Here is a 25204-nt window from a genome sequence, read left to right as displayed (position 1 = left end):
CTTTCTACTTCTTTACAACCAATTGATTGGCCGGCAGTATTTGTTTAGGGATGTTGGACCCTTGATATTTTACATCCAAATGATAGCCTCCTCCGCCATTGAAATATTCCACCCGAATTTTATGCTGGCCTTGGTTCAATTGAATACTGCCACTACGTTCCCTAACACCATGGTCTCCATCATTGTCCACTATCAAATCCCCGTTGACATACAGCTTACTGCCATCATCACTGTTGGTGAAAAACTTGTACCTACCTGATTCTGCAATGTTAATCAGGGATTCAAATACAACGGCAATCTGATCTTCTTTGGTGGAATCTCCAATAAGATTTTTATGGGAAAACTCGGTAACATGTCCTTTTTTAACAGGGCGTAGCTTTGAAAAATCTGGAAGTTTATCAATGTTTTCCACGTAATAGACCTGATGCTCCACTGCATCCATATAATCAGGTGGAACAATTCTAAAGTTGCCTTCCGTCAATGTACTTTGAAGTACCCCTTCCTCAAAAATTGCCGCCTTAAGGACCGCGGTGCCTTTTAAGTAAAACGTATCCTTATAAACCTCACTATTATCCAATGTGGGAACCTCCGCATTCAGGGTATATCTGATGGTTCCCCGATTATTTGGATTTTGTATAATTACGGGTACAGAATCCGCTTTGAACACTCCCCCCGCAGGTTCATAAAACCCTGCATCGGGAAGTATTTTTGGTGCCATTACCTGTTCCTTGCGTTTATATCGTAGCACAGGTTTTTCGTTGCCAACAAATGCCCCTTTTACAGGTCTGCCAATCCAAGCTTGGGGAGTTTTAAGTCCCAATGCGTAAGCTACAGTGGGCGCATTGTCAATTTGATATACTGTTTCTTCAATCTCATATCCTTTCTTAATTCCCTTTCCGAACAGAACGAAGGGAATAGTCATCTCTGCCGGGCTTTCACCCCCATGTCCAAACCCCAATCCACCATGATCTGAAGCGACAACGAACATGGTATTTTCATACATTCCTGAAGCCTTGGTGGCATCAACAATTTTGGCAATCAAGGAGTCCGCCTTTTGAACGGATGTATAATATTCCTGAGATCCGTGTCCCATGCTGTGCCCAGCATGATCCACATGATCCAAATGGATGAAGGTAAATTTGGGATTGTTTTTCGCTAGGTAGGCAACCGCATCCTGGGTGGTTCCATCCTCATGGTCTCCATCAATGTCAAAGTCCACCTCCGTTTTTTCGAATAGCCTTCCAAAACCGTCCCAATCATAAATAGCACCGACTTGGGCTTCTGGCTGCTGGTCTTTGAACAAGGTAAATATTGATGGAAAAGTCCCTTCTTTTGTAGCAACCACTGGAGGTAACCTATGGTCAAACTTTTCCCATCCATTGGAAGTAATCCCATGCTGCTCAGTATCCGCGCCCATAATCATACTGGCCCAATTAGGGCTAGAACTTGAGGGCAATACGGAACGTGCATGCATGGTAGCTGCCCCATTTTTTACCATGGAATCCAGCATAGGGGTATGCGCATTTTTGATACCATCAGGGCTCATTCCGTCCACTCCGATGACCACAACATTTGCTATTCCGGATTGGTTTTTTTCTTCTTGAATGGCGCAAGACCACAGAGACATTAAAATCCCCATGGTCAGGCCATTTATTTTAAGTTTTTTGGTCAAAACCTTTACTTTATTGTTCCCACCAACCTTTGGTATTGATATCATCCGCTCCAAATCTGGAAACGGCAGCAGAATAATTGGTACCATTCAATGTTTGTTCTGAATCAGGATACATAAAACGAACCGGAACTTGGTCACTATTCACGTTATCTGGACCTGGTACAATTACAGATGGAAATCCAGTCCTCCTAAAATCATACCATGCTTCCAATCCTACCAGGAACGAGGCCAACCATTTTTGGGTGATGATGGTTTCCAATTCCCCGTCATAAGATACACCATCCTGGGCCAAATAAGCTGGTACATCCTGGGCAACATTCCAGTATTCAAAGGACAGGCGCACTCCCTCATTATAAAAGGTTTCTGCATCTCCCGTTACCAAACCACGTTGTATGGCTTCAGCAAAAATAAAATGAACTTCGGCCGCTTGGATAATAGCAGCTTTTACCGAATTGGGTGAATTATAGAAGAAGGCTTGGTTTATTCGTGAAACATTACTTGCTCCGCCATTAAAAGTGGATGCATTGTCCTCACTCAAACCATTGGTCAGTCCCACAAAAAGTGCAGGATCATCATCCGGATTATCGGTGGGTTGAAACCAAGCTTCCAATCGACCATCACCAAAATTCTTGAGCACGCCCTCACTGGTCTCACTCATTCTATGCTCATCAAATCCACCAATCCGACCAGTGCTTATGGGCCACGAATCAATGGTAGTTGTGGCCGGATATTCCACAACTGCATTATCCTCGTTAGTAGCGATGAAAATCCCAGAGTCCAAAATGGCCTGCATTTCAGCCCCTACGCTGGTTTTTCCAGAGATACGCATCAAATAACGAAGGCGAAGTGAATTGGCCAATTGTCTCCATTTGGTCAAATCGCCCCCATAAAGAACATCACCACCAAGGATGGGCTGTCCTATGGCCAGTTGGGTTTCGGCAGTTCTCAAATCGGCCAAAATTCCAGAATAGATTTCTTCCTGGGTATCATAGGCAGGGGTAAAATTGCCTTCGCTTCCTTTTATGGCTTCCGAAAAAGGAACATCTCCCCAGTTATCAGTAAGATTGGCAAAGACGTATGACCGCAAAACCAAGGCAATTCCCTCATAGCTGGTATTCCTGCTATCTTCCATCATGGCATTTTCCAAAATGATGTTGATCTCGGGCAGAATTCCATAGTAGGTGTTCCACAAACCAGATTCGGAACCCCAATTGTAGCGGTCAAAACCTGTAAAGTTGATTTTGGCCGTTAGTTGGGCCACAATGTTTCCTTTGTCCCAACCGCTGTCATCAACCGTGGCATTGGCCAAGGTTGCAATCACAGAGGATAGTACCAAATCTGAACTTACCTCTTCCGGTTGGTTGGGGTTCGTGTTTATTTCTTCAAAATCGTCCGTACAACCAACAACACTTAACAAAGCGATTGCACAAAGTGTGATATATTTTTTCATGTTTCTTTTTCTATTTGGTTAGAAGGTTATGTTTAGGTTCAATCCGTAGCTTCTTGAACTAGGCAAGGCCATATCTTCAACCCCAGGCACCACTGTTCCCCCGTTAAAGGAAATGGTCTCAGGATCAAAATGTGGGTTCTCTGTCCAAAGGGCCAGGTTTCTTCCCACCAAGGATATGTTCATGGATTGGATAAAGGTGTTTTTCAAAAGCGATTGCGGGAAATTGTATCCTATTTTCAGTTCGCGCAGTTTAAGGAAGGAAGCATCGTACATTCCAACCTCCTCGTTTCCTCTGTTGTATCTCCACCAATAGTAATCGCGACCACTTAACCTAACATCGTTGGCCCTATAACTTCCGTCTGCATTTTGGATAACCCCGTCGGAAATGATTCCGGTTTCCCGGCCTACAGCGGTAAAGTCCATCATTCCGGAAGTACCCCCGATCAATACGGTTCTGGACATGATCTCTCCGCCTTGTCTCCAATCAAACAAGAAGCCAAGATTGAAGTTTTTATAGGTAAAGTTGTTCTGTAGTCCCAAGGTGAAATCTGGGTTATAGTTCCCAAGTTTTTTAAGGTTGGGGTCCCTAAGGGAAAATCCGTCCTCATTATGCACCACCTGTCCAAAGAACTCACTGTTGGGATCATCCACCGTAATGAACCCTGTTCCGTAAACATCTCCCATTCTTCCGCCTACTCTTGCCTGAACGCTTAGGTAGTTGTTGGAAATCTCATAGGTTTCCAGACCGTCTGTCAACGACTTTACTTCTCCGCGAGCAGTAGTGAAATTGGCCGTTGCATCCCATCTAAAGTTCTCTGTCTTCACCGGGGTAGCGTTCAAAACAATTTCCAAACCTTTGTTCTGGATTTCCCCGGCATTGATGATTCTGGAATCGAAACCAGAGGTATTGGCAACAGGTAAGGTCAAGATTTGGTTCTTGGTGGTGGAATTGTAATAGGTCAAATCCAAGCCCAATCTGTTATTGAAGAATCTAAGGTCGGCACCCACTTCAATGGAATTGGCCTCTTCGGGTTTTAGTTCTTCATTCCTTAAAATGCTTGAGGCACTCACCCTTTGGAAGTTTCCGAAAGGTTCGTTGAATGAAAAGGTATTTCTCAAGGCGTAAGGGTCTGTATCATTACCCACTTTTGCCCAACCTCCTCTTAATTTCACAAAGGAAATGGCTTCTGGTAACCCAAACATATCGGATACAATGGCACTTACCCCTACGGAAGGATAGAAATAGGAATTATTATCCTCTGGCAAGGTACTGGACCAGTCGTTTCTTCCTGTTACATCCAGGAAGAGCATATTCTTATAAGAAAGGTTGGCGAACGCATACAAGGAATTGATCTCCCGCTCATCGTTGAACTGGGTTTTAGAAAGCGGTTCAGCAGCATTCTGGAAATTATAAATTCCGGGAACAGATAAGGAATTAGCCGATATACGCTTATATCTGTTTTCCTCTTTTCTGATGTTTCCACCCAAGGAAGCGCCCAAATTGAAATCCTCGTTCAAGTCCTTATTATAGGTCAACAAGAAGTCCGTGTTTTGCTCCTTGAAGAAAATATCATCCTCACGGTATTGGCCCCTTGCAAATCGCTGGGTGCTGTACGCTCTTCTACCCGTTCTCAATTCACTGAAATAATCAATCCCCGTGCGCACCATTAAGTTTAGGTTATCGGTCAAGGTGATATCGGCCCTGGCGTTACCAAAAATCCGGTGCTTGTCAAAACCATTGGTATTTTCAAACATGGTAAAGAAAGGGTTGTCATGCCAGTTATAGTTGTAGTTGTACTGTTGCCTCCCTTCCAAACCTGGTTGCCAATAATCCCTTAGCGAGTCCATGTTGATTTGACGGCCAAACCATACCCAGAGGTACATAATGTTCTCCGTTCCGTAGGAATTGTTGGGTCTGTTGGTACTTCCACTGTTCACATAATTCACGGAAGAGGATACCTTTAACCAATCCGTAAGGTTATAGGCTCCGCTAAACGCATAGGTTTCCCGATTGAAATCTGTATTTGGCAAGATCCCTTCATTGTCCAAATTGGTCAGGGATAATCTAAAGTTTCCTTGCTCGTTTCCTCCGGTCAAAGAAAGGTTGGTGGTCAAGGTTCGGCCAGTTTCAAAGAAGCCGTCCTCTACATTTCCAGGGTTGGCCACCCAAGGTGTAGCAGTCACGGTATCTGCAAATGTGCCATCTGCATTTCTCGGCCTAACGGCAAAATCGCCCGCACGGAAACCGCTGGATGTTGGACTATCATGTTGGGCAATCAATTGTCCGTTCAAAGCAGGGCCCCAGCTTTCATCGATGTTGTCATTGATTCCACCACCAAAGCCATCACCAAAGGCAAATTCGCCACCAGCGCCTTGGCCGTATTGGTTTTGGTATTTGGGAATTCGTAAGGCTTCTTCGAAAGTTACATTTTGGGTGAAGCTAATGCCCAAGCCTCGTGTAGCTTTTCCTGATTTTGTGGTAACCAAGACCACCCCGTTCAAACCACGGGAACCATATAGGGCAGTTGCATTGGGACCCTTGAGTACAGAAATGGATTCTATGTCATCCGGGTTGATGTCCGCAGCTCCATTTCCGTAATCTGTTTCCAAGTTACCTTCCGATCTATTACTTACGGTGCGGTTGGTAATTGGGATACCATCCACGACAAATAATGGAGAGTTGTTGCCCGGGATAAGGGAACCTTCGCCGCGGATTACGATTCGGGATGTAGATCCCACACCGGAACCCCCACCCGTAATCTGAACTCCTGCCACCCTACCGGCCAAGGAGTTGGTCACGTTGGTTTCCCTTGCGGTTACCAGATTGTCGCCCTGTACTTCCTGTACCGAATAACCCAACCTTTTCTTTTCCTTTTTTATACCAAGGGCGGTTACCACTACTTCATCAAGTTTCTGCGAATCGGGTTGTAGGCTGATTGTTGCACTGGTCTTTCCTGCAGTGTCAAAGTCCAAGGTTATATAACCTATGTAAGATACTTCCAAAATGGCTCCATCCTGCGGAAGCTCAATCTGGAAATTACCGTCAAAATCTGTAGCTACCCCATTGGCGCTACCTTTTACAACAACGGAAGCCCCTGGTAAGGGGACGTTGCTTTCGTCTATAACCGTTCCCGTAAACATGGTTTGGGAATAGCCGATGATACCTACTGAAAAAGCAAGTAAAAATGCTACGAGTGTTCTTTTCATTTGTTGAGTATTTGTAAAATTTGGTTAATTATTTATCAACAAATATCTAATACGCAGGTTAAGGGATGCAGCTAAAAAGATTAAATAATAGATATGGAAAGGTTAACATAAGTGAGAATATGTTAGCTTAATATTATTTACAAATATTCAATTTTTGTGCTATCTTGCACGATATGAATATCTTACTATATCATTGTTTAACAAGAGGTTAAGTCCAGAGTTGATTTCTTTAAGAATTTTCAAAAAAATTATAAATACTAAAACAGTAGGAATACTTTAAAAACATGGAAGACTATCTTATCGGAATTGGGAAGCGAATGAAGGAAATTCGAAAGAACAACAAAAACACTATCAATGATATTGCGACCCGGGCTGGAGTTACAGCTGGGTTGATTTCCCGAATTGAAAATGGAAGGACCATCCCTTCCCTCCCTGTTTTTTTAAAGATTGTGGATGCCTTGGAAACGGAAATGACCGATTTTTTTGATGGGATTCCGCGTGGAACCGGCCAAACTTTTTTGGTGGCTCGAAAGGATGACCAAACCGTTATAGAAAAAGAAGATGAGGCTATTGGTTTCACCTACAATTACATTTTCAGCAAACAACTGAATTCTGTTGGGTTTGAAAGTGTTTTATTGGAGGTTGAGCCCAACTCCAAACGAGAAAAAGTAGTCACGGATGCCTTCGAGTTCAAATATGTCCTAACTGGGGAATGCTACTACGAAATAGGAGAACAAGAGGTCTTACTAAAGGAGGGGGATTCCATCTTTTTTGATGGTCGAATTCCCCATGTCCCCATCAACAAGGGGAAAATTAGCTCAAAAATGCTGGTGGTCTATTTCTTTATTTAGGATTTTCCCCAAATAAAATCTGTTCCAATTCCGGAAGGGAATCCAAAATTAGGGTAGGGTTTATGGTCTCCAATTGTGATCTTGTATGGGCTCCTGTAAGCACTCCAACTGTTATCCCGCAGTTGGCATTTTGCCCCTCCTCAATATCGATAATGGAATCCCCCGCTTTTAAAACCTGCTTGGAATTAGTTATTTGAAACATCTCCATGGCTTTGTCTATCATTTCCGAGGATGGCCTTCCATTGACCACATCATCCGCGGTAATCAAGGCATCTATTTTGTCCCCAACTTTCCAATTTAACTTGTCCAAAAGAGCCTGGGCGGTTTGCTGATCATATCCCGTGTTCAACACCACCTTGATCCCATTCGCTTTTAGGGTACCAAAAAGCTCTTCCACCCCTTCATACGGTGACACCTTTAAATCGAAGTAAGCCTGTTTTAGCATTCGTTTGAAATTTTCAAAAATGGCCAAGGCATCCACACGCTCTATTGCTCCCACATGCACCAACACATCTTTGATGGCCTGTAACTTTTCTTTCCCAGCACCAAATTCCAAGACAGTGTCCAAGTCCACAGCAACTCCGGCATTCACGAGTGCCTGCCGTACAGTCTTATATACCACATTGTCCTCGTTTACAGTGGTTCCCGCCATATCAAAAACGGCAAGCTTTATATCTTTCATAGTTGAATTTGTGCGTTAAAAATAGTATTAATGTTTCTTTTGGAATACCCGGCACTTCCCGTCATCCCTTTGCCTCCAATCCCAGTTACCACATGGATATCCTCATCTATTGTAGTTTTAAAAATATCTTTGGTCTTGCATTGGGAATACATCCCAAACCATCTTCGTTGTATTTGATAAGTGGGCAAATCAAATATTTTCTGGGCTTCCCTGAGCATAAAGTTGTCAATATCCATGTCTAAATCGAAGCCAAGATCCTCCATATGCGAAGCGTCCGCATATTCATGTGAATCCCCTAAAATCACCGATCCGTCCATCGCCTGTTTGAACAGGATATGTACACCCCATTTTTTCTGAAGGCTATTTTGGGATTCCCTGGCTTTGATATCGGAATACGAGGGACACTCGGTAAAGGCTTCATACCTTCTTATGGACCATCCTGTGAGAATGGATCCCTTAAGTAAAAAATTACCCTGAGGCTTTGTCTGCATCATTTGAAGTTTTGCCACTTCCAAATCACTTTGCCCAAACAATTCCGGGTACAGATTTTTAAACTCATTGCCATTACAGATGATTACTTTTGCCCCATGGAGTTTCACGCCCTTGGAACTTACTACCTCAACACCGTCAGCGGTTTTATGACAATCAATTACGGCAAACTGATTTACAATTCTCAGACCCATTTGTCTGCATAAATAATCCTGAAGACGATGGATCATCATACGAGGTTCAACAGTAACTTCCTTCGGAAAGAACAGTCCGGCGGTCACATAGGTATCACGGAGCCCAGGGTAGCGATCCAAACATTCTTTTTTGGTAAGCATGGAAGAGGCATACCCATTATTATTGTTGATGGCCCTTAGTTCTACCAACAGGCGTTCTTCCTCATCGTTGGAAGCCAAATAGACCGTACCGTTTTGGCGCACCGAAATGTCAAATAGGGATTGAATCTCCTTGTATATTTCCAGACTTTCTCTTCCATATTTCTGCCATTTGGTGTTCATTCCCGAGGGAACCACCTGTCCAAAGTTTTGTACCGTTGCCCCTTGAGGCCGTAGATCCTTTTCCAACAAGCACACACGCAGCCCCATTTTTAACGCATGATAGGCATGAAAAGTCCCTAAAACGCCACCTCCTATAACTATTAAATCATACTTATTGCCCATATCCCAGTTGTTCGTTTAAAATTTCAGATTTGTACTTCGATTTAAGGTGAATTAAGGACAGTACAGCAATTGCAATTCCTATTAAGGCCACCGCATAAGCGCCATAAACAAAGAACTGAAGCCAAGACAGATCGGCCTGCCCAAAGTTCTTGTACAAAAGAACCAGAACACTGCCCAAGTATCCAAAAGCATCCGCCATATAAATAAGAAATCCTGAATTTCCCTTAATTCTAAAGGTGGCGATCAATCTGTCAAAGAAAAGGCAGTTGAAAGGCACATAACATATATAAAGTCCAAAGCCAGTACAAACCATCCACATAAATGGGTTCAATAGCTCCAGTTGAAACATCAGTGTTGCCAATCCCAAAATCAGGGTTCCCAAAATTAAAAGCGAATGGTAGGTCATTAAAGCTCTAAAATTGTCTTTGATGTAAAAGATTGAACCTATGATCAGCAACACTACAACGGCAATAATAAGCTCCGATGTTGAAAAAACAGAAACATCACCTTTGTATCCTATACTATCCCAGAGCTCTCTAGCAAAATTGTCCCTAAAATCCCTGAAAGCCGTTAATAGCGTGTAGAACACAATGATAATGGTTAACGGAAAAAAGAACTTTTTCAATACCTCTTTCCTATCTTCCTTGGTCATGGGCAACCGCTCCACCTGTGATGCCTTATCATTGGGTGTTGGTGATGGAACCCGTTCCAACAGCCATCCAAAAAACAGCAACGGCAACAAAAAGAAAGCCCCTGTTACCACAGGCATCCAAAATTCAGTAACACCTATATATTGCATCGCAAACATCCCAACAGATTTTACTACCCCACTAGAAACGATAAAGCTTGCACAAAGTGCGATTCCCAAAATGTCGGTAACCCTTCTCCCTTCCAAATAGGAAAAGACAATCCCCCAGATCATCCCCAAAGGCATCCCATTAAGGAACATGAAAAAGATATTGTAAGGTCGGGGCGTCCAAGCAAAAAACAAAAGTGCCAACTCAGCCATTCCAATCAGCATCATCAGGTAAGTCAGCCGCTGATTGGGTCTAAGCTCGGATATTATTTTAATTCCCATAAATTTGGAAAGGGCATACCCGGCAACCTGGGCAATAATCAACACAATTTTGTAGTCCATTCCAGCGAAGGTCAACCCCTCAAAAGTGGCTACGGTAAAGGGTCTTCTAAAGGCATACATACAAAAATAGGTTCCGAACGCAGCAAGGGAAGCATGTAGCAAAAACTTCACGGAAGACCTATTTGAGGGCGCAGGGTTCAATCTAAAAAGTTTACAAATAATAAATTAATATTTCAAATTACTCACTTTTCGAAAGAATTGTCCCACTCTTTTGGATTAAATAATTGTTAGAAAAATATTATCCCTTTGCGTCTGGTTTTGACCTTCCTGCACAAAAATCTGTTCCAACAAAAAAGCCTTGCAAAAATGCAAGGCCCTCTTGTTTAGTTGGCTTGTTGTCTTCTAGGTGTCAAATTCCCAGTGTACGATCTTTTGGCCATACATGGCATCCAGACCCATTTGCACACAAACCGCAGTGTTTGCCCCAGTCCCAATGTCCGATATAGGTCTTTTGTTATTTAAAATACTGTCCCTAAAATCCGTCAGTGCCTGTTTGCTTGGATCAAGGTGTTCTGCCTTGATGGGTATCCCCTTACCTTCTTCCCAGTTCACTGTTGCTCCGGATACACCGTCCACTTCACCCAGCTCTCTCTGGTATCCTTTTTCTGGATAGAACCAAGCCTTTGTATAGCCCAATACTATACTTCCCTTATCTCCCATGACTTTAATCTGGTAATCTCCCATCGCATTGCCTGTCAAACAGGTAAAGGTAGCTTTGGCACCGCTTGGATAACTATAGATCAATTGGATATTGTCATAGGTTTCTCGGCCATCTTTCCAATAATCAATACCTCCAACACCCATTACTTGTTCTGGGGTATCTTCCAGCACCCAATTGACAAAATCTATTTGGTGGGAACAAAGTTCGGCTACCAATCCGCCCGAATATTCCCGATACATCCTCCAATTGATAGCGCGTTCCCATTTGGGATCGGGAACTGGACGTCTCCAATCTCCGTTTCGGTTCCACTGACAATCAAAAGCAATGACTTTTCCAATCTTGCCTTGTTTGATCAAATCCACCACATGAGTGTATAACCGTGAACTATGGTATTGATGGCCTGTTTGAAAAATGGCTTTTGAACTGTTCGCTTTATGGATCAGATTTCGAATACCTTCATATCCTTTGGCCAGTGTCTTTTCACAATAGACATGTTTTCCAGCGTCCAACGCATCAATGGCAATTTTGGAATGCCCATTGAAAGGAACCGCTACCAAAACCGCATCCACATTCTTGTCATCCAAAAGCTTTCTGTAGTCTGAATATCCTTTGGCGGTTCCACCGGCCTTGGCCAATCCATTTTCCAATCGGAATGGAAGCACATCACAACATGCAGCCACTTCCAACCCTTGAATATCTTGAATAATTGGGGTTAGTCCTCCCCCTCTATCTCCCGTGCCTATTACACCTATTCCAATATTCTTTTCCTTTTTCCCAACTAAATTGCCTCCCCACAAGGGGTTAACTGCGGTAATAGCAGTTGCGGCCAAACCGCTTTTTGCGACAAATTCCCTTCGCTTCATTGTAATTCAGTTTCTTATAATTTAGGTTCCCACCCTTTTTCATATTCGCGCGCCCATTGTTTCATGGCGGCTTCACTATTTAACACTTTCCCTGTCTTGTTATCAATTTTTAAGGTATGACCCACATCTTGGGCCATATTCCCCAAATGACAGAGCATGGTTGAAATACTTGCATCGGCTATTGGAGCGTTCATTGCCTTGTCCTCTCTGATAGCGTCAAAGAAGTTGCCCACATGATCTACATCCAACCCGCCAATTCCTTGGGTATTGGTTGTTGCACTTGCTGTTCTTTCAAACTCTAACTTAATAGGGTTCCCTGCAAGGTCATACAATTTATAAAAGTTTCTACTTAATTCAATGCTCCCCTTGCTTCCATAAATGGTAATGCCCCGCCCTGGGCGTTCCGGTTTCATAATTCCACGGCTATGACCTGTCCAAGTGATGAACTTGTCACCCTTAAAACCATAGGTCACTTGTTGGTTGTCCACAAATTCCCAATCGTCATCATAGGTATATTTCCCACCAAAGGATGTCACTGTTTCTGGGAGATCCACACCCAAGGCCCATCTACAGATATCTATCTCATGGGTTCCGTTGTTATGAATTTCCCCGGTACCCCAAGTTCTGAACCAATGCCAGTTGTAGGGATGCACATTGTCTTTGTAGGCTGTTCTGGGTGCTGGCCCCTGCCAAAGGTCCCAATCCAAGGTTTTGGGAACATCTATAACATTTCCTTTACCAATGGACCCCCTATTGTTGGAATAATAGGCCTCTCCTTTATAGACATCGCCGATTATTCCTTCCTTAATTTCCTTTATCGCCAATTGCGAAGTCCGGGCAGAGCGCTGTTGATTCCCCATCTGTACTTTTTTGTTGTACTTCTTTTGGGCAGCTACCAATAAGGTATTTTCATGGGCATTGTGGCTACATGGCTTTTCTACATACACATGTTTTCCCGCTTGCATGGCCATGATGGACATAGGGGCGTGCCAATGTTCTGGGGTTGCAATAAAGACAGCGTCCACGTCCTTGTCCTCAAGTATTTTTCTGAAATCTTTCTCCACCTTGGGTACATATCCAATGTTTTTCTGGCACCAAGCATTGTGCTCTTCAATAATCAAATCGTCCACATCACAATTGTAAAGCACTTTGGCATTTGGAAAAGCACTAATGGCCTTTACATGGGCCTTTGCCCTGCTTCTTACTCCAATGACGGCACAATTGATACGATCATTGGAACCCAATATGTTGGCGTATCCCATTTTGGGAAGAACCAATCCCCCCATGGTCAATGCAGCGGTTCCCGCTGTTGTTTTTTTGATGAAATTTCGTCGTGTTCCCATGGCCTTAATCTTGAATTATTGATTTTATTTTAACGTTCCTGAAGCTAACCAAATCCCCGTGGTCCTGAAGTAAAATATGTCCCTTTTCTGCCTCTCCAAAATTGGGCCACTTTTCATATTTGCTTTCGGATACCAGTTTGCGATAGTCATCGCTCTTTCTTTCGTATTCCAAAACCTTCACCCCATTGAGCCTATGCTCCACTTTATTGTTTTTGGAAATGATATGGGCCGTGTTCCATTCACCAATAGGATTTACTGGCTTATTTGGATCGGCCTGGATCAAATCATAAAGCGAGGCCAGGGTTCTACTGCCTTGGTGATTCCCCAATTTGGCATCCGGGTGCCTGGCGTCATCCAATATTTGGTATTCCAATCCAATAGATGATCCAGGGCCTTTGTTTAAATCCGTGTCCACATAGTATTTGATGCCACTGTTGGCACCCTCGGTCAATTTAAAATCCACCTTTAGCTCAAAGTCACCATAGGTATCCACGGTAACAATGTCCCCTCCTGCTGTGGATTCCGCTCCACCAGAGGCCAAAACTGAAAGCACGCCATTTTCAATGACCCAGCCCTGCTCTGGAAATTCGTCCAGTCGGGCCCCACGCCATCCCTTGGTGGATTTTCCATCCCAAAGCATCTGCCATCCACTCTGCTTTTCTTGATGCGTAAGTTGGTTTTTGGTAACGATAGGCGTTATGGGTGATGGTTTGGCATATTTTGAAAGACTATCGGTCAAAATCTTGATGTTCTTCCAAATTACCTCTGTCCCTGCTTCTTTATCCTTTCCAATACTATGCACTTGCAGTGCAATGAACCCTTCTGCTGTTTTGTCATCGATTAAGTGTGCCGCCGGAACTCCATTGATCCAAGTTTTTAAAGTATCACCAATAGCCTCAATTCGATAGTGGTTCCAATCGTTTTGTTTGAATGCCGCCTGGGCCTCAGGATTGTTCTCCAAAGGATTGAGCCATCCGCGTCTTCCTTCATCATAAATTCCGGCACTCCAAGCACGGTCAGATGGGTCTATTTCAATTTGATATCCGTGCACGCGCCCATCCAAATAGTACGGAAAACTATTGCTCCTAATCTGAATACCTGAGTTCATTGTGGAGTCCACTAAATATTCCAGCTCCAAAATAAAGTCGCCATAAAGCTTATCCGTGGTCAAGAATGAATTGGGGGTGTCGTGTTTTGTAATTCCTACAATACTGCCATCCCTAACTTCGTACGTGGCAACCCCTCCTTTTTGGTTCCATCCGGTAAGCGTTTCCCCATCAAACAGATAGGTCCAAGGGGTGTTGTCCTTGTCCTTGTCCGAGCATCCCATAAAGCAAAGGCCCAGAAGCGCAAAAGCCGCAATTAAACTGATTTTTATTTTTCCCATTTCAATAGATTTAAGGTTTTTGATTGTTCTTATTTTTTGTTTCTGATTTGCTATTTATTCAACTCCCCTTTTTGCTTTAGTCCCATCAAAATCAAAGTAGGATTTGGCATTGTGGTAACTGATGTCTTGAATCATTTTGCCCACAAATGGAATGTCTTTGGGAACCAATCCCTTTTTAATATCGTTTCCGAAAATGTTGCAGAGCAATCTTCGGAAGTACTCATGCCTTGGAAAGGAAAGGAAGCTTCTGGAGTCCGTCAGCATCCCCACAAAAGAGCTCAACATGCCCATATTGGACAAGGTGTTGATTTGCTTTTCCATCCCATCCAGCTGGTCCAAATACCACCAGGCCGAACCGTATTGCATTTTTCCTTTTACAGTCCCATCGTTAAAATTCCCCGCCATAGTAACAAACACCTCGTTCTGGGACGGATTTAAATTATATAGGATAGTCTTTGTCAACTGATCGGTTTTGTCCAGTTCGTTTAAAAATTTGGACATGGACTGGGCTTGTTGGAAATCCCCAATGGAATCAAAGCCCGTATCGGGGCCCAAGGTGCGCAACATTCGTTCGTTATTGTTCCGTAAGGCACCCAAATGAAATTGCTGTGTCCATCCATATTTATGGTATTCCCTGCAAAGGTGAAGTAGGGTTTCAAACTTAAAATAATGGACTTCTTGATGCTCCAACGCCTTCCCTTTCAGTACTTTTTTAAACAGCGTTTCAATATTGAAAGCACCGGGTTCAAAGAAGTAAAGCTGATCCAGGCCATGATCGGACAAACGGCTTCCCACTTGATGAAAAAAGGCAATCCTATTTTTTAGGGCATCCAAATAATCCTGATAGTTGGTGATGGAAATCCCGGTGAGGTCTGCCAATCGGTCCACATATCCCACGATAGCTTCAACATCTTCAACTGCATAGGCCTTGTCCGGCCTAAAAGCAGGTAGCATTTGTATGTCCAAGTCGTTTTGCCCAGCGCTCAGGTGATGCTCCAGACTATCCAAGGGATCATCCGTGGTACAAAGCAATTCTACATTTTGCTGCTTCAAAAGCCCTATAGCACTATGGGTTTTGTCCTGCAATTTTTCTGAGGTTTTCCGATAGATTTCCAAACCGCTTTTTGGCGTCAGCAATTCGTCTATGTCAAAATACCGCAGGAGTTCCAAATGGGTCCAATGATAGAGTGGATTCCGGAGCGTATTAGGAACCGTCTCAGCCCATTTTAGGAATTTGTCCTGATCGGAGGCGGTTCCGGTAATGTACTTTTCATTAATCACCAATGCCCGCATGGCCCGCCATTTGTAGTGGTCACCATGCAACCATGCTTCTGTAATATTTGCAAACTGATGATTGGAGGCAATTGCTGCTGGAGGTAAATGATTGTGGTAATCAATGATCGGCATCTCCTTGGCAAAATCATGGTAAAGCTCTTGGGCAATTTCGGTTTCCAATAAAAAGTTTTCCGTTATGAATTTCATAGCTCCATGGATTTTTCAATACCCAACATTAATCCCCGCAATTCTGCCAGTCCCCTAAGTCTGCCTATGGCAGAATATCCTGGGTTGGTTTTTTTGGACAAATCGTCCAGCATCTGGTGACCATGATCTGGGCGCATGGGCATGCGACTATCTTTCCTTTCACTTTTCAACCGCTTTCCTTGTTCCATCAATAAAGATTTCATAACCTCATACATGTCCACATCCCCATCCAAGTGATCCGCTTCAAAAAAGTTTCCATCGGCATCCCTTTTTGTACTCCTCAAATGGACAAAGTTTATTCGATGTCCTAACCTGTTTACCATTCCAGCCAAATCATTGTCCGACCGAACCCCGTAAGAGCCTGTACAAAAACACAGGCCGTTATTGGGACTTTCATAGGCTTCCAACAACTGCTTTGCATCCGCTTCCGTGCTTACCACACGGGGCAGACCAAAAATGGGAAATGGCGGGTCATCTGGATGAATGGCCAACAGTACTCCAGAGGCTTCCGCAACGGGAGCAATAGCTTGAACAAAGGCATAGAGGTTTGCCCTCAATTCCGCATCGCCAATACCCTTATATGTATCCAACACTTTTTGAAACTGATCTACGGTATAGCCCTCTTCCGCACCTGGTAAGCCCGCAATGATATTTTGGGTGAGCTTGGTTTTTTGGTCTGCATCCATTTGACCAAATACCTCGTGGGCTTTATTTTTTTCTTCTTCGGAATAAGATTCGTTCGCCCCAGGTCTTTTCAAGATAAAAAGCTCAAAAGCTGCCAATGCTGCTGCATCATATCGCAGGGCTCTGGAGCCATCTGGCATTTCATATGCAAGATCGGTCCGGGTCCAGTCCAGCACAGGCATAAAATTGTAGCATACGGTATCAACACCACATTCGCCCAAGTTTCGAATGCTTTGCTGATAGTTGGTGATGTATTCCTGATAAGCACCTGTGCGCTTTTTAATATCTTCATGAACAGGAATGCTTTCTACCACTGACCAAGTGAGGCCTTTGGCCTCAATTTCGTTTTTTCTTTGGGTAATTTCCGCAATAGACCATACCTCCCCGTTCGGAATATGGTGCAGGGCCGAAACAATTCCGGTAGCTCCCGCCATGGCAATATCATCCAATGTAACCGGGTCGTTGGGGCCATACCAACGCCAAGTTTGTTCTAAGCCTATATGTTTTGTTGCTTGCATAAATTCTTTTTAAACCCCGCTAAAGGCACTAAATCCACCATCTATAGGTACGGTGACCCCTGTTACAAATTGGGATTGATTGCTGGTCAACCACAAGGTGGTGCCTACCAAATCCTCTGGTTCTCCAAAGCGATTCATGGGGGTGTGTTCCAAAATGGTTTGCCCCCTTGGAGTCAGGTTCCCGTCAGCTTGGGTCAGTAAGGTTCGGTTCTGTTCCGTTAGGAAAAAACCCGGAGCCAATGCATTTACACGAATACCCACTGGGGCAAAATGCACCGCCAACCACTGGGTGAAATTACTCACTGCTGCCTTGGCTCCACTATAGGCCGGAATCTTGGTCAACGGTCTATAGGCGTTCATGGAGGAAACATTCAAAATGGAACATCCCTTCCTGTTTACCATGTCCTTTGCAAAAATTTGGGTGGGCAAGAGCGTTCCAATAAAATTAAGGTTGAACACAAACTGGATTCCCTCGGGATCAAGCTTAAAAAAGGTCATTAAATCCTCATTGGCCTGAAGGTCCTCTGGAAATAAATGGGTTTTACTGGTAGTGCCTTTGGGATGGTTTCCACCGGCTCCATTAATCAAGATATCGCAGGGTCCCAGTTTCCGATTTACTTGGGCATGGGCTAATTCGAGACTATCCTTTTCCAGCACGTTGGCCATTACACCAATAGCTTGCCCCCCTTTTTCAACAATGCTGTTGGCAATTTGATCGGCCGCATCTTTGTTTATGTCCAATATGGCCACTTTGGCCCCTTGTGCGGCCAGGTGGTCTGCCAAGGTACGGCAAAGCACGCCACCGCCTCCGGTAACGACTGCCACTTTCCCTTTTAAATCCTCGTATTTTGGAATGGTCATTTGCAATTCTAGGTTATTCTGTGTATTTTTTACACAGATAAAGATATACATTTTTTTATAAGCACAAAAATTCTACTTTAGCATTCCTCGTATGACTAAACAAAAAGACCTCCAAAACATCCAAGTTAGGCTGGACTCCTTTGAGTGTTCCATCACTGCAGATATTACTGTTTTTGGTTATGTAGACAATAAGTTGAAGGTCTTGCTACTGAAGAAAACAGTGGGGGATTTTAAGAATCACTGGATGGTTCCCGGTGGGGTCATGGAGTCGCATGAGACGGTAGAAGACTGTGCCGCCAAGGTTCTTTTTGCCCTTACGGGGTTCAAGGACATCCATTTTGAACAGGTAAAAACCTATAGCTCCCTGGACAGACACCCTTTAAAAAGGGTAATCACCGTTTGCTACTATGCCTTGGTCAAACCTGAGAACCACCCCCTGACATTGCGAAGTGACGTGCAACAAATCCATTGGTTTGATATGGACAAGCTTCCCGATGAACTGGGTTTTGACCATGGACAATTGATCAAGGATGCCTACTTGTTTGTGCAGACCAACCTTAGGGACCGATTGGTTGTTGGGGAGTTACTACCCAAGCAATTTACCTTGCCTGAACTTCAGAATCTGTATGAGCATATCCTCAATGTAAAATTGGACAAGCGAAACTTCCGAAAGAAAATGTTCCAGATGGATATTCTTCAAAATACAGGGCAAAAAAAGGCTGGCATTAAAGGTGGTCCCTTGCTCTACGAAGTTAAAAAAGCTTGATTATCAGTATACTATATTCTTTCCTCTTATTTTTATTTCCGATTTTGTAATTCCATAGGTGACATCACTACAAAAAAACGTGTCTCATTATTGAACAAACAACTAACTCATGGAAATACGCAAAGTAAAAAAGTACAAGGTGAAAAAAAGATTTAGCATTGGCATGAAAATGTGCGACAAAGACGAAATCCTCTATATTGAAGATGCCAATGAGGAGACGGACGATGTTCAAAAGGTCTTTGGCGAAAACAAGAACTACCTCAACGACATCTCACTTCAAATGTTTCTGGCTCTTAAGGGTGAATTTATACAGAAAACCTAGGTACCGATAACGGTATTGAAGGACTTTCTTACCGTTTGATTCATCTGCTTAGATGAGAAGGTATGGTCTTGGGTCAAATTCCAATACTCCAACTGTCCAAACAATCTATTTCTTGATGGGAAGATTTGACCTTCCAAGATTGTTCGTCCAGCTTGGTATAGACTTACGTTACTGCAATCCCGTTTTATGGGTCGTAAATTAGAAATTGTATTATACACCCCCTCAAAAGAAAAAGAGCTGCACTAAAGTGCGGCTCTTTTTCTTTTTGCTCCCCCTCTTGGGCTCCCCTCGACTACGCTCAGGGCAAACTTCTCGCCCAACTTTCCAAACAAAAAAACCACCCACTTCCGTGGATGGTTTTGTCTCGCTCTGCTCCCCCTCTTGGGCTCGAACCAAGGACCCTCTGATTAACAGTCAGATGCTCTAACCAACTGAGCTAAGGAGGAAAATCATTAAATACACCCAAGTTATAAATCTTACATCTTTACCTCAAATCTGCCGGAAAAACTAGTAGCTCAGTTCTGAGCCCTGCCTGCCGGCAGGCAGGTAAGGAGGAATATTTTTACCTTAAGCGGGTGCAAATATAGCAGTTTCTTTATAAGACCACAAACAAAATTAGGCTAAATAAATCTTTTGATAATATTCCAGATATCATTACCAAAAATAACCGCCATCAATCCCATCAAAATCACAAATCCTACAATCTGACCCCGTTCCAAAACCTTTTGGCTCGGAGGTCTTCCACTAATCATTTCGTACAACAAGAACATCACATGTCCTCCATCCAAAGCCGGAATGGGCAATACATTGATAAACGCCAACCAAACTGAGAACATGGCCATAAAGCTCCAGAAAAAGCCCCAATCCCAGCTTGTGGGCATCAATTCCACAATACCAATGGGTCCTTTTACCTGTTTATACCCTTGAATAATAGGGTTAAAAATCAGTTTAAACTGTTTTACCTGTCTTACCAATACATTGATAGTTTCCATAAATCCACGCGGAATGGCAGAAGCCACACTGAATTCTTTGGTTATGGACAACTGCTCTGTTGCCAAATTTCTATCTGGGGCAATCCCAACCGGCAAACTATCGGGAACTTGAACCTGTAGATTCACCAGCCTTCCATCCCTGGTCAAATCCACATTCAAGGTTTGGCCCCTGTTTCCATTTATTTGGGTAGTAACCTCATCCCAGAAATTAAGGGTCTGACCATTGATCCTTTCCAAGCGGTCCCCAATTTGGATTCCCGCTTCTTTGGCTTGGGAACTATCGGACACATGCCCTATTACCAGGGTTGGGTACCTAGGCACAATAAATTGACGCCCTCTACTTTCCAGGGCGGCTTTCTTTCCTTCATCGCTAAGTGGTACGGTCATTTCCTGTCCATCACGGAGCACCTTGATCTCATCCCCAAACAGAATATCCATGGATAGGTACCTGTCCAGTTTTTCAACCTTTTTCCCGTCAATCTCAAGAATTTTATCTCCTGTTTTGAGTCCGATCTTTTCACTTACAGGATCTACGTGCAGTCCATGTTCAATCTTGTTTACGGGGATAAAAGTCTCCCCATTACTGGCAAACATGGCTGTGTAAATGACCCAGGCCAAAAGAAAGTTCACCGTAACCCCTCCCAACATAATAATCAATCGTTGCCAGGCCGGTTTGCTACGGAATTCCCATGGTTTGGGCTCTTCCTTCATTTGTTCGGTGTCCATGCTCTCATCGATCATTCCGGCTATTTTCACATAACCTCCCAGTGGCAGCCACCCAACACCATAAACCGTTTCTCCAATTTTCTTCTTGAACAAGGAAAATTTGACATCAAAAAAGAGGTAGAACTTCTCCACTTTGGTCTTGAAGTATTTTGCAGGGAGAAAATGTCCCAATTCGTGCAAAATCACCAAAACAGAGATGATCACTATAAACATTACGATCTGTGTAAAAAGATCCATTAGCTTCTATACTTATATTAAACCCCGCAAAAGTACGCTTTTAGCCCTTTTATAAAAAGATGATTTTGGGCAATGGACGTATTTAAGAAAGTTTTAGGAACAAAAACTCCATTTCACTTGAAGATTCCTTGTGCCGAATGTAATTTTGCAACATGAGGAATTTCTTTTCCAAGTTCAAGTTTTTTGGTGCCGTTCTTTTGGCCCTTTCAGCAGTGATCATTTACCTTTTTTACAACGCGTTACAACCCAAGAAAACGCTTCCTGTGTACCAACCTTCCATGGTAGATCAAGCTCTGGTGGATAGCACCCTGCACTATAAAAAGAAGTATCATACCATTGCGGACTTTGAACTGATAAATCAAAACGGAGAAAAAATTACAGAGGAAGATTACCAAGATAAAATATATGTGGCTGATTTTTTCTTCACCACCTGTCCCACCATCTGTCCCATAATGACCAAAAATATGGCCGAAATCCAAAATGCCATAATGGACAAGAATGATGTGCTCCTGTTATCCCATTCCGTTACCCCTGCCATTGATTCGGTTGCCCAATTAAAGAAGTATGCCAAGGAAAAGGGAGTGTTAGATCACAAGTGGAACTTGGTCACTGGGGATAAAAAACAGATTTATGAGCTGGCCAGAAAATCCTATCTGGCAGTGAAGACAGACGGCGACGGCGGGCCTTATGACATGATACATACCGAAAATTTTATCCTGGTGGACAAAGAGCGAAGAATCCGGGGATTTTATGACGGAACCAATCGCGAGGAGATTGACCAACTGCTTGCCGACCTTGCCATTTTGGAGGCCAGTTATGCGCAATGAAAGCCTGTTTTAATTAGTAAAAGTTTGGCAATATTATGTGCTCATTTTTACCTATTTTTGCCCTTACTTAAATTTATTCTAAATAAGATTTGTGGCAACCGTTCTAGATCTAAAACAGGGACAATCAGGGGTAATCAAGGAATTTTCGGATTTAACCCTCCCCATTAAACTCTTGGAACTGGGGTGCCTTCCGGGAAATACTGTGGAAGTAGTTCAAGTTGCCCCACTAAAAGACCCCATTTACATCAACGTAAACGGCAGTCATATTGCCATAAGACGCTCCCTTGCCCTACAAATAGAACTTGAAATTGAAGAAGACCCCATCTCCACATGAGCAATAGCATCAAAGTTGCACTGATCGGCAATCCCAATACTGGAAAAACTTCTGTTTTTAATCAACTTACCGGCCTTAAACAAAAGGTGGGCAACTATCCGGGCATTACGGTTGAAAAGAAAGTGGGGGTCTGTAAACTTACCAACGGAAAGAAAGCACAAATCTTAGATCTTCCCGGTACCTATAGCCTAAATACCACTTCTCTGGATGAAAGCGTTGTGGTGGAATTGTTGCTTAACAAAAATGACAAGGATTTCCCAGATGTGGCGGTGGTGGTGAGCGATGTGGAGAACTTGAAACGGAACTTGTTGCTCTTTACCCAAATCAAAGACCTTCGGATTCCGGCAATTTTGGTCGTTAATATGGCTGACCGAATGTCCAGAAAGGGTATTTCCCTTGATTTGGCTGCCATGGAGCAAAAGTTGGATACCAAAATTGCCTTGGTCAGTACACGAAAGGGCAGGGGTATAGATCATATTAAGAAACTGATCGCAGATTACGAGTCGCTCCCCAATACCCCCAATATAGATACATCCCGTATTGCCCCCGAATATTTTGGCCAACTTCAAAAGGCTTTCCCCAACGAAGATCTTTACAAGCTTTGGATGGTCATCACCCAGGATGTAAATTTCATGCCCATAGAAAAGAAGCGTATTCAGGATGCCACTTCTTTTTCCACCAAATCCAAGACCGAACTCAAAAAACTGCAACACAGGGAAACTGTTCTGAGATATCAGTTCATCAATATGGCATTGAAAGAAACCTACAAAGTGGATTTCAATGCAGCCAGAGGATTGCGGGCTTCTTTGGACAAAATCCTAACCCATAAAGTTTATGGGTATGTGATTTTCTTTGCCATTTTATTGCTGATTTTCCAAGCTATTTTTGATTGGAGTACCTACCCTATGGACTTTATTGACGAGCAATTTGCCAATACCGCGGAGTGGTTAAAGAGCACTTTGCCTTCTGGGGTGTTTACAGATTTGTTGGCCGAAGGAATCTTGGTGGGTATTGGCGGTATTGTCATTTTTATTCCACAAATAGCCTTTTTGTTCCTGTTTATCTCCCTTTTGGAAGAATCAGGGTATATGAGCCGAGTGGTGTTTCTTATGGACAAACTTATGCGGCCGTTTGGACTGAGTGGTAAGAGTGTGGTTCCCCTAATTTCCGGAACTGCCTGTGCTATCCCCGCTGTGATGGCGACCCGTACTATTGAAAATTGGAAAGAACGGCTCATCACCATTTTGGTAACTCCGTTTACCACTTGTTCAGCCAGACTTCCCGTTTACCTTATTCTTATAGCCCTAGTTATTCCCGAAGGGCGATTCTTGGGATTAAGTTATCAGGCCTTGACATTGATGCTATTGTATTTGATAGGTTTCGGAATGGCCATCTTCTCCGCATCCATTTTGAACAAGATTTTAAAGATTCGTAGTCGTTCCCTCTTCATGGTAGAGATGCCCACCTATCGTTTGCCCCTTATCAAAAATGTGGCCTATACGGTGCTCGAAAAAACCAAGAGCTTTGTGTTTGGTGCCGGTAAGATTATCCTGGCCATCTCGATAATCCTATGGTTTTTGGGATCCAATGGGTCTTCCGAGGACTTTAAAAATGCAGAGGAAATAGTTTCCCAGAGAATAGAAATAGAAGGTCTCAGTCCGTACAGTAAAAATTATATCCAGAACAACATCGACAGCTATATTGAAGAAAAGAAAATCCAATCTGGGGAAGTGATGCCCAGAGCATCCCAAGATTCCTTACAGCTGTTGACTGCCGATTTGGAGCAGCGGGCAAAAGCCCAGGAAATAGCAAGCCATAAATTGGAACATTCCTATATTGGCTACGCCGGAAAGGCCATTGAACCCATTGTAAAGCCGCTAGGCTACGATTGGAAAATCGGTATCGCCGTATTAACCTCCTTTGCAGCACGTGAAGTATTTGTTGGCACTCTTGCCACTATATATAGTGTGGGCAGTGATGAGGAAGAAACCATTAAAAACCGAATGGCTGCAGAACTTGACGAGTCGGGCAAAAAACCGCTCTTCAATTTGGCCTCGGGCATATCCTTGATGCTTTTTTATGCATTTGCCATGCAATGCATGAGCACCTTGGCCATTGTGAAACGAGAGACGAACAGCTGGAAATGGCCCTTGCTTCAGCTGGGTTTCATGAGCGTTTTTGCGTATCTTGTAGCACTTACCGCCTTTCAAATCCTTAATTAATGGATCTATTGCAACACATATTGGTTTATCTTACCCTTGCCGTTGCCATTGGTTATTTGGTCTGGAAGTTCTTTTTGCCCAAGTCATTGGTTTCTGGCAAAAAAAAGAATTCCAAGGCCTGCGGACAAGATGGTTGTGGCTGCGATTGATTCCTATCCACCTTTTTAATTTCCATAATCCGATCTGCATTGGCAGATGACTCTTTTTTGACTTTTTTTTCACTTCCAGTGTAACCTTTCTTAATTTCCTGACTATATAGGATAACAAACCAGCTAAAGAAAAGCATTGGAAGCGCTTTCAGATGAAATTATAATGCGAAAAGTTGCCGACGGCAATCTTGATTTGCTCAAGGTACTTTTTGATCGACACCACAAGCATGTCTACAACTATCTTTTTAAGATGTCTGGAGATGCCATGTTGAGTGAGGATTTAACACAGGATGTTTTTTATAAGCTGATAAAATATAGAAGTTCTTATAAAGATGGGGCCTTTGTTTCATGGCTGTTCAGCATTGCCAGAAACAACTTGAAAACCCACTTTACCAGAAACCACAAATATCATGAACCTGTGGATGTACTGGAATACAAAACGGTTGCAAATGATACGGAACGGCAGGAGGATTATGGCCAATTGCACAATGCCCTTAAACAACTTAGTCCTCAAGATCGAGAGCTGATCGTTTTGAACCGATACCAAGAAATACGCTATGAGGAACTGGCCGAAATTGTAGGCAGTACCCCAGGCGCACTAAAAACCAAAGTAAGTAGAATATTGAAAAAACTCCGGGTCATTTATCTGGAGTCCAATTAGAGA

General features: G+C 43.3%; 21 protein-coding genes and 1 tRNA gene. 8 read left to right on the top strand and 14 right to left on the bottom strand.

The genetic code is table 11. The features are described 5' to 3' along the window. Positions 1-4: 4 nt before the first annotated feature. The 3 genes from ACO6S0_RS18935 to ACO6S0_RS18925 are packed head-to-tail and all read right to left on the bottom strand — an operon-like array spanning position 5 to position 6329. Positions 5-1759 (bottom strand): alkaline phosphatase family protein, encoded by a 1755-nt coding sequence (locus tag ACO6S0_RS18935; protein ID WP_422349842.1) that lies wholly within the window; start codon positions 1757-1759, stop codon positions 5-7. Further along, positions 1683-3122 (bottom strand): SusD/RagB family nutrient-binding outer membrane lipoprotein, encoded by a 1440-nt coding sequence (locus ACO6S0_RS18930; RefSeq protein WP_422349841.1) that lies wholly within the window; start codon positions 3120-3122, stop codon positions 1683-1685. The genes ACO6S0_RS18935 and ACO6S0_RS18930 overlap by 77 nt, the downstream gene beginning before the upstream one ends. Before the next feature lie 18 nt (positions 3123-3140). Then, positions 3141-6329, bottom strand: coding sequence for a SusC/RagA family TonB-linked outer membrane protein (locus ACO6S0_RS18925; protein ID WP_422349840.1), 3189 nt, complete (start codon positions 6327-6329; stop codon positions 3141-3143). A 284-nt stretch (positions 6330-6613) separates the two neighbouring features. Here ACO6S0_RS18925 and ACO6S0_RS18920 point away from each other — a divergent pair, with 284 nt between their 5' ends. Beyond that, positions 6614-7180: a helix-turn-helix domain-containing protein gene (locus tag ACO6S0_RS18920; protein WP_422349839.1), complete on the top strand. Its 567-nt coding sequence runs from the start codon at positions 6614-6616 to the stop codon at positions 7178-7180. Here ACO6S0_RS18920 and ACO6S0_RS18915 read toward each other — a convergent pair. The 9 genes from ACO6S0_RS18915 to ACO6S0_RS18875 form a co-directional block, all read right to left on the bottom strand. Then, positions 7173-7862: a phosphonatase-like hydrolase gene (locus ACO6S0_RS18915; RefSeq protein ID WP_422349838.1), complete on the bottom strand. Its 690-nt coding sequence runs from the start codon at positions 7860-7862 to the stop codon at positions 7173-7175. The two genes, ACO6S0_RS18920 and ACO6S0_RS18915, sit on opposite strands and share 8 nt — an antisense overlap. Next, positions 7859-9028 (bottom strand): TIGR03364 family FAD-dependent oxidoreductase, encoded by a 1170-nt coding sequence (locus ACO6S0_RS18910; protein WP_422349837.1) that lies wholly within the window; start codon positions 9026-9028, stop codon positions 7859-7861. The genes ACO6S0_RS18915 and ACO6S0_RS18910 overlap by 4 nt, the downstream gene beginning before the upstream one ends. Then, positions 9018-10226, bottom strand: coding sequence for a DUF5690 family protein (locus ACO6S0_RS18905; RefSeq protein ID WP_422351851.1), 1209 nt, complete (start codon positions 10224-10226; stop codon positions 9018-9020). Before ACO6S0_RS18905 ends, ACO6S0_RS18910 begins: the two co-directional genes overlap by 11 nt. 282 nt (positions 10227-10508) lie before the next feature. Further along, positions 10509-11690: a Gfo/Idh/MocA family protein gene (locus ACO6S0_RS18900; protein ID WP_422349836.1), complete on the bottom strand. Its 1182-nt coding sequence runs from the start codon at positions 11688-11690 to the stop codon at positions 10509-10511. Positions 11691-11704: 14 nt separating this feature from the next. Further along, on the bottom strand, positions 11705-13033 hold the full coding sequence (locus tag ACO6S0_RS18895) for a Gfo/Idh/MocA family oxidoreductase (protein ID WP_422349835.1): 1329 nt from the start codon (positions 13031-13033) through the stop codon (positions 11705-11707). A gap of 4 nt (positions 13034-13037) precedes the next feature. Next, positions 13038-14420, bottom strand: a complete 1383-nt coding sequence (locus ACO6S0_RS18890) for a 3-keto-disaccharide hydrolase (protein ID WP_422349834.1) — start codon at positions 14418-14420, stop codon at positions 13038-13040. 54 nt (positions 14421-14474) lie between these two features. Continuing rightward, positions 14475-15902 carry a glucuronate isomerase gene (uxaC, locus tag ACO6S0_RS18885; RefSeq protein WP_422349833.1) on the bottom strand — a complete coding sequence of 476 codons (1428 nt, stop codon included), beginning with the start codon at positions 15900-15902 and terminating at the stop codon, positions 14475-14477. Beyond that, positions 15899-17104, bottom strand: coding sequence for a mannonate dehydratase (gene uxuA, locus ACO6S0_RS18880; protein WP_422349832.1), 1206 nt, complete (start codon positions 17102-17104; stop codon positions 15899-15901). The genes uxaC and uxuA overlap by 4 nt, the downstream gene beginning before the upstream one ends. Positions 17105-17113: 9 nt before the next feature. Next, positions 17114-17965 carry an SDR family oxidoreductase gene (locus tag ACO6S0_RS18875; protein ID WP_422349831.1) on the bottom strand — a complete coding sequence of 284 codons (852 nt, stop codon included), beginning with the start codon at positions 17963-17965 and terminating at the stop codon, positions 17114-17116. Positions 17966-18056: 91 nt separating this feature from the next. On the opposite strand from ACO6S0_RS18875, the gene ACO6S0_RS18870 reads away from it, so the two are divergent. Together ACO6S0_RS18870 and ACO6S0_RS18865 are read left to right on the top strand one after the other, a co-directional pair. After that, complete coding sequence (locus tag ACO6S0_RS18870) at positions 18057-18731, top strand: NUDIX hydrolase (RefSeq protein ID WP_422349830.1); 675 nt, start codon at positions 18057-18059, stop codon at positions 18729-18731. A 109-nt stretch (positions 18732-18840) separates the two neighbouring features. Further along, positions 18841-19053 carry a hypothetical protein gene (locus ACO6S0_RS18865; RefSeq protein ID WP_422349829.1) on the top strand — a complete coding sequence of 71 codons (213 nt, stop codon included), beginning with the start codon at positions 18841-18843 and terminating at the stop codon, positions 19051-19053. A gap of 372 nt (positions 19054-19425) precedes the next feature. On the opposite strand, the gene ACO6S0_RS18860 is transcribed toward ACO6S0_RS18865, so the two are convergent. Both ACO6S0_RS18860 and rseP read right to left on the bottom strand, forming a co-directional pair. Continuing rightward, positions 19426-19499 (bottom strand) — tRNA-Asn (locus ACO6S0_RS18860). Positions 19500-19673: 174 nt separating this feature from the next. After that, entirely contained in the window at positions 19674-21008 is a 1335-nt protein-coding gene (rseP, locus tag ACO6S0_RS18855) for an RIP metalloprotease RseP (protein WP_422349828.1), read from the bottom strand. A 152-nt stretch (positions 21009-21160) separates the two neighbouring features. On the opposite strand from rseP, the gene ACO6S0_RS18850 reads away from it, so the two are divergent. The 5 genes from ACO6S0_RS18850 to ACO6S0_RS18830 all read left to right on the top strand — a co-directional run bounded on the left by ACO6S0_RS18850 (position 21161) and on the right by ACO6S0_RS18830 (position 25201). Beyond that, a complete protein-coding gene (locus ACO6S0_RS18850) occupies positions 21161-21835 on the top strand; it encodes an SCO family protein (protein ID WP_422349827.1) in 675 nt (224 codons plus the stop codon). Between the two features lie 91 nt (positions 21836-21926). After that, positions 21927-22169, top strand: coding sequence for a FeoA family protein (locus ACO6S0_RS18845; RefSeq protein WP_422349826.1), 243 nt, complete (start codon positions 21927-21929; stop codon positions 22167-22169). Next, entirely contained in the window at positions 22166-24391 is a 2226-nt protein-coding gene (feoB, locus tag ACO6S0_RS18840; RefSeq protein WP_422349825.1) for a ferrous iron transport protein B, read from the top strand. The genes ACO6S0_RS18845 and feoB overlap by 4 nt, the downstream gene beginning before the upstream one ends. Next, on the top strand, positions 24391-24540 hold the full coding sequence (locus ACO6S0_RS18835; RefSeq protein WP_422349824.1) for a hypothetical protein: 150 nt from the start codon (positions 24391-24393) through the stop codon (positions 24538-24540). Before feoB ends, ACO6S0_RS18835 begins: the two co-directional genes overlap by 1 nt. 163 nt (positions 24541-24703) lie before the next feature. Then, a complete protein-coding gene (locus tag ACO6S0_RS18830) occupies positions 24704-25201 on the top strand; it encodes an RNA polymerase sigma factor (protein ID WP_422349823.1) in 498 nt (165 codons plus the stop codon). Positions 25202-25204 lie beyond the last annotated feature (3 nt).

The sequence above is a fragment of the Flagellimonas sp. genome (assembly GCF_965233845.1).
Classification (GTDB): Bacteria; Bacteroidota; Bacteroidia; order Flavobacteriales; family Flavobacteriaceae; genus Flagellimonas.
Note: the sequence above shows the minus strand (reverse complement) of the source record. Positions and strands in the feature narration are given on the sequence as shown.

Excerpts from the sequence above, each read along its gene's own strand:
- ACO6S0_RS18915 (WP_422349838.1), bottom strand. The coding sequence starts at position 7,862 with ATGAAAGATATAAAGCTTGCCGTTTTTGATATGGCGGGAACCACTGTA.
- ACO6S0_RS18935 (WP_422349842.1), bottom strand. The coding sequence starts at position 1,759 with ATGGTACCAATTATTCTGCTGCCGTTTCCAGATTTGGAGCGGATGATA.
- ACO6S0_RS18925 (WP_422349840.1), bottom strand. The coding sequence starts at position 6,329 with ATGAAAAGAACACTCGTAGCATTTTTACTTGCTTTTTCAGTAGGTATC.
- ACO6S0_RS18865 (WP_422349829.1), top strand. The coding sequence starts at position 18,841 with ATGGAAATACGCAAAGTAAAAAAGTACAAGGTGAAAAAAAGATTTAGC.
- ACO6S0_RS18875 (WP_422349831.1), bottom strand. The coding sequence starts at position 17,965 with ATGACCATTCCAAAATACGAGGATTTAAAAGGGAAAGTGGCAGTCGTT.
- uxuA (WP_422349832.1), bottom strand. The coding sequence starts at position 17,104 with ATGCAAGCAACAAAACATATAGGCTTAGAACAAACTTGGCGTTGGTAT.
- ACO6S0_RS18900 (WP_422349836.1), bottom strand. The coding sequence starts at position 11,690 with ATGAAGCGAAGGGAATTTGTCGCAAAAAGCGGTTTGGCCGCAACTGCT.
- ACO6S0_RS18890 (WP_422349834.1), bottom strand. The coding sequence starts at position 14,420 with ATGGGAAAAATAAAAATCAGTTTAATTGCGGCTTTTGCGCTTCTGGGC.
- ACO6S0_RS18850 (WP_422349827.1), top strand. The coding sequence starts at position 21,161 with ATGAGGAATTTCTTTTCCAAGTTCAAGTTTTTTGGTGCCGTTCTTTTG.
- ACO6S0_RS18910 (WP_422349837.1), bottom strand. The coding sequence starts at position 9,028 with ATGGGCAATAAGTATGATTTAATAGTTATAGGAGGTGGCGTTTTAGGG.
- ACO6S0_RS18870 (WP_422349830.1), top strand. The coding sequence starts at position 18,057 with ATGACTAAACAAAAAGACCTCCAAAACATCCAAGTTAGGCTGGACTCC.
- ACO6S0_RS18930 (WP_422349841.1), bottom strand. The coding sequence starts at position 3,122 with ATGAAAAAATATATCACACTTTGTGCAATCGCTTTGTTAAGTGTTGTT.
- ACO6S0_RS18905 (WP_422351851.1), bottom strand. The coding sequence starts at position 10,226 with ATGTATGCCTTTAGAAGACCCTTTACCGTAGCCACTTTTGAGGGGTTG.
- rseP (WP_422349828.1), bottom strand. The coding sequence starts at position 21,008 with ATGGATCTTTTTACACAGATCGTAATGTTTATAGTGATCATCTCTGTT.
- ACO6S0_RS18895 (WP_422349835.1), bottom strand. The coding sequence starts at position 13,033 with ATGGGAACACGACGAAATTTCATCAAAAAAACAACAGCGGGAACCGCT.
- feoB (WP_422349825.1), top strand. The coding sequence starts at position 22,166 with ATGAGCAATAGCATCAAAGTTGCACTGATCGGCAATCCCAATACTGGA.
- ACO6S0_RS18920 (WP_422349839.1), top strand. The coding sequence starts at position 6,614 with ATGGAAGACTATCTTATCGGAATTGGGAAGCGAATGAAGGAAATTCGA.
- ACO6S0_RS18830 (WP_422349823.1), top strand. The coding sequence starts at position 24,704 with ATGCGAAAAGTTGCCGACGGCAATCTTGATTTGCTCAAGGTACTTTTT.
- uxaC (WP_422349833.1), bottom strand. The coding sequence starts at position 15,902 with ATGAAATTCATAACGGAAAACTTTTTATTGGAAACCGAAATTGCCCAA.
- ACO6S0_RS18835 (WP_422349824.1), top strand. The coding sequence starts at position 24,391 with ATGGATCTATTGCAACACATATTGGTTTATCTTACCCTTGCCGTTGCC.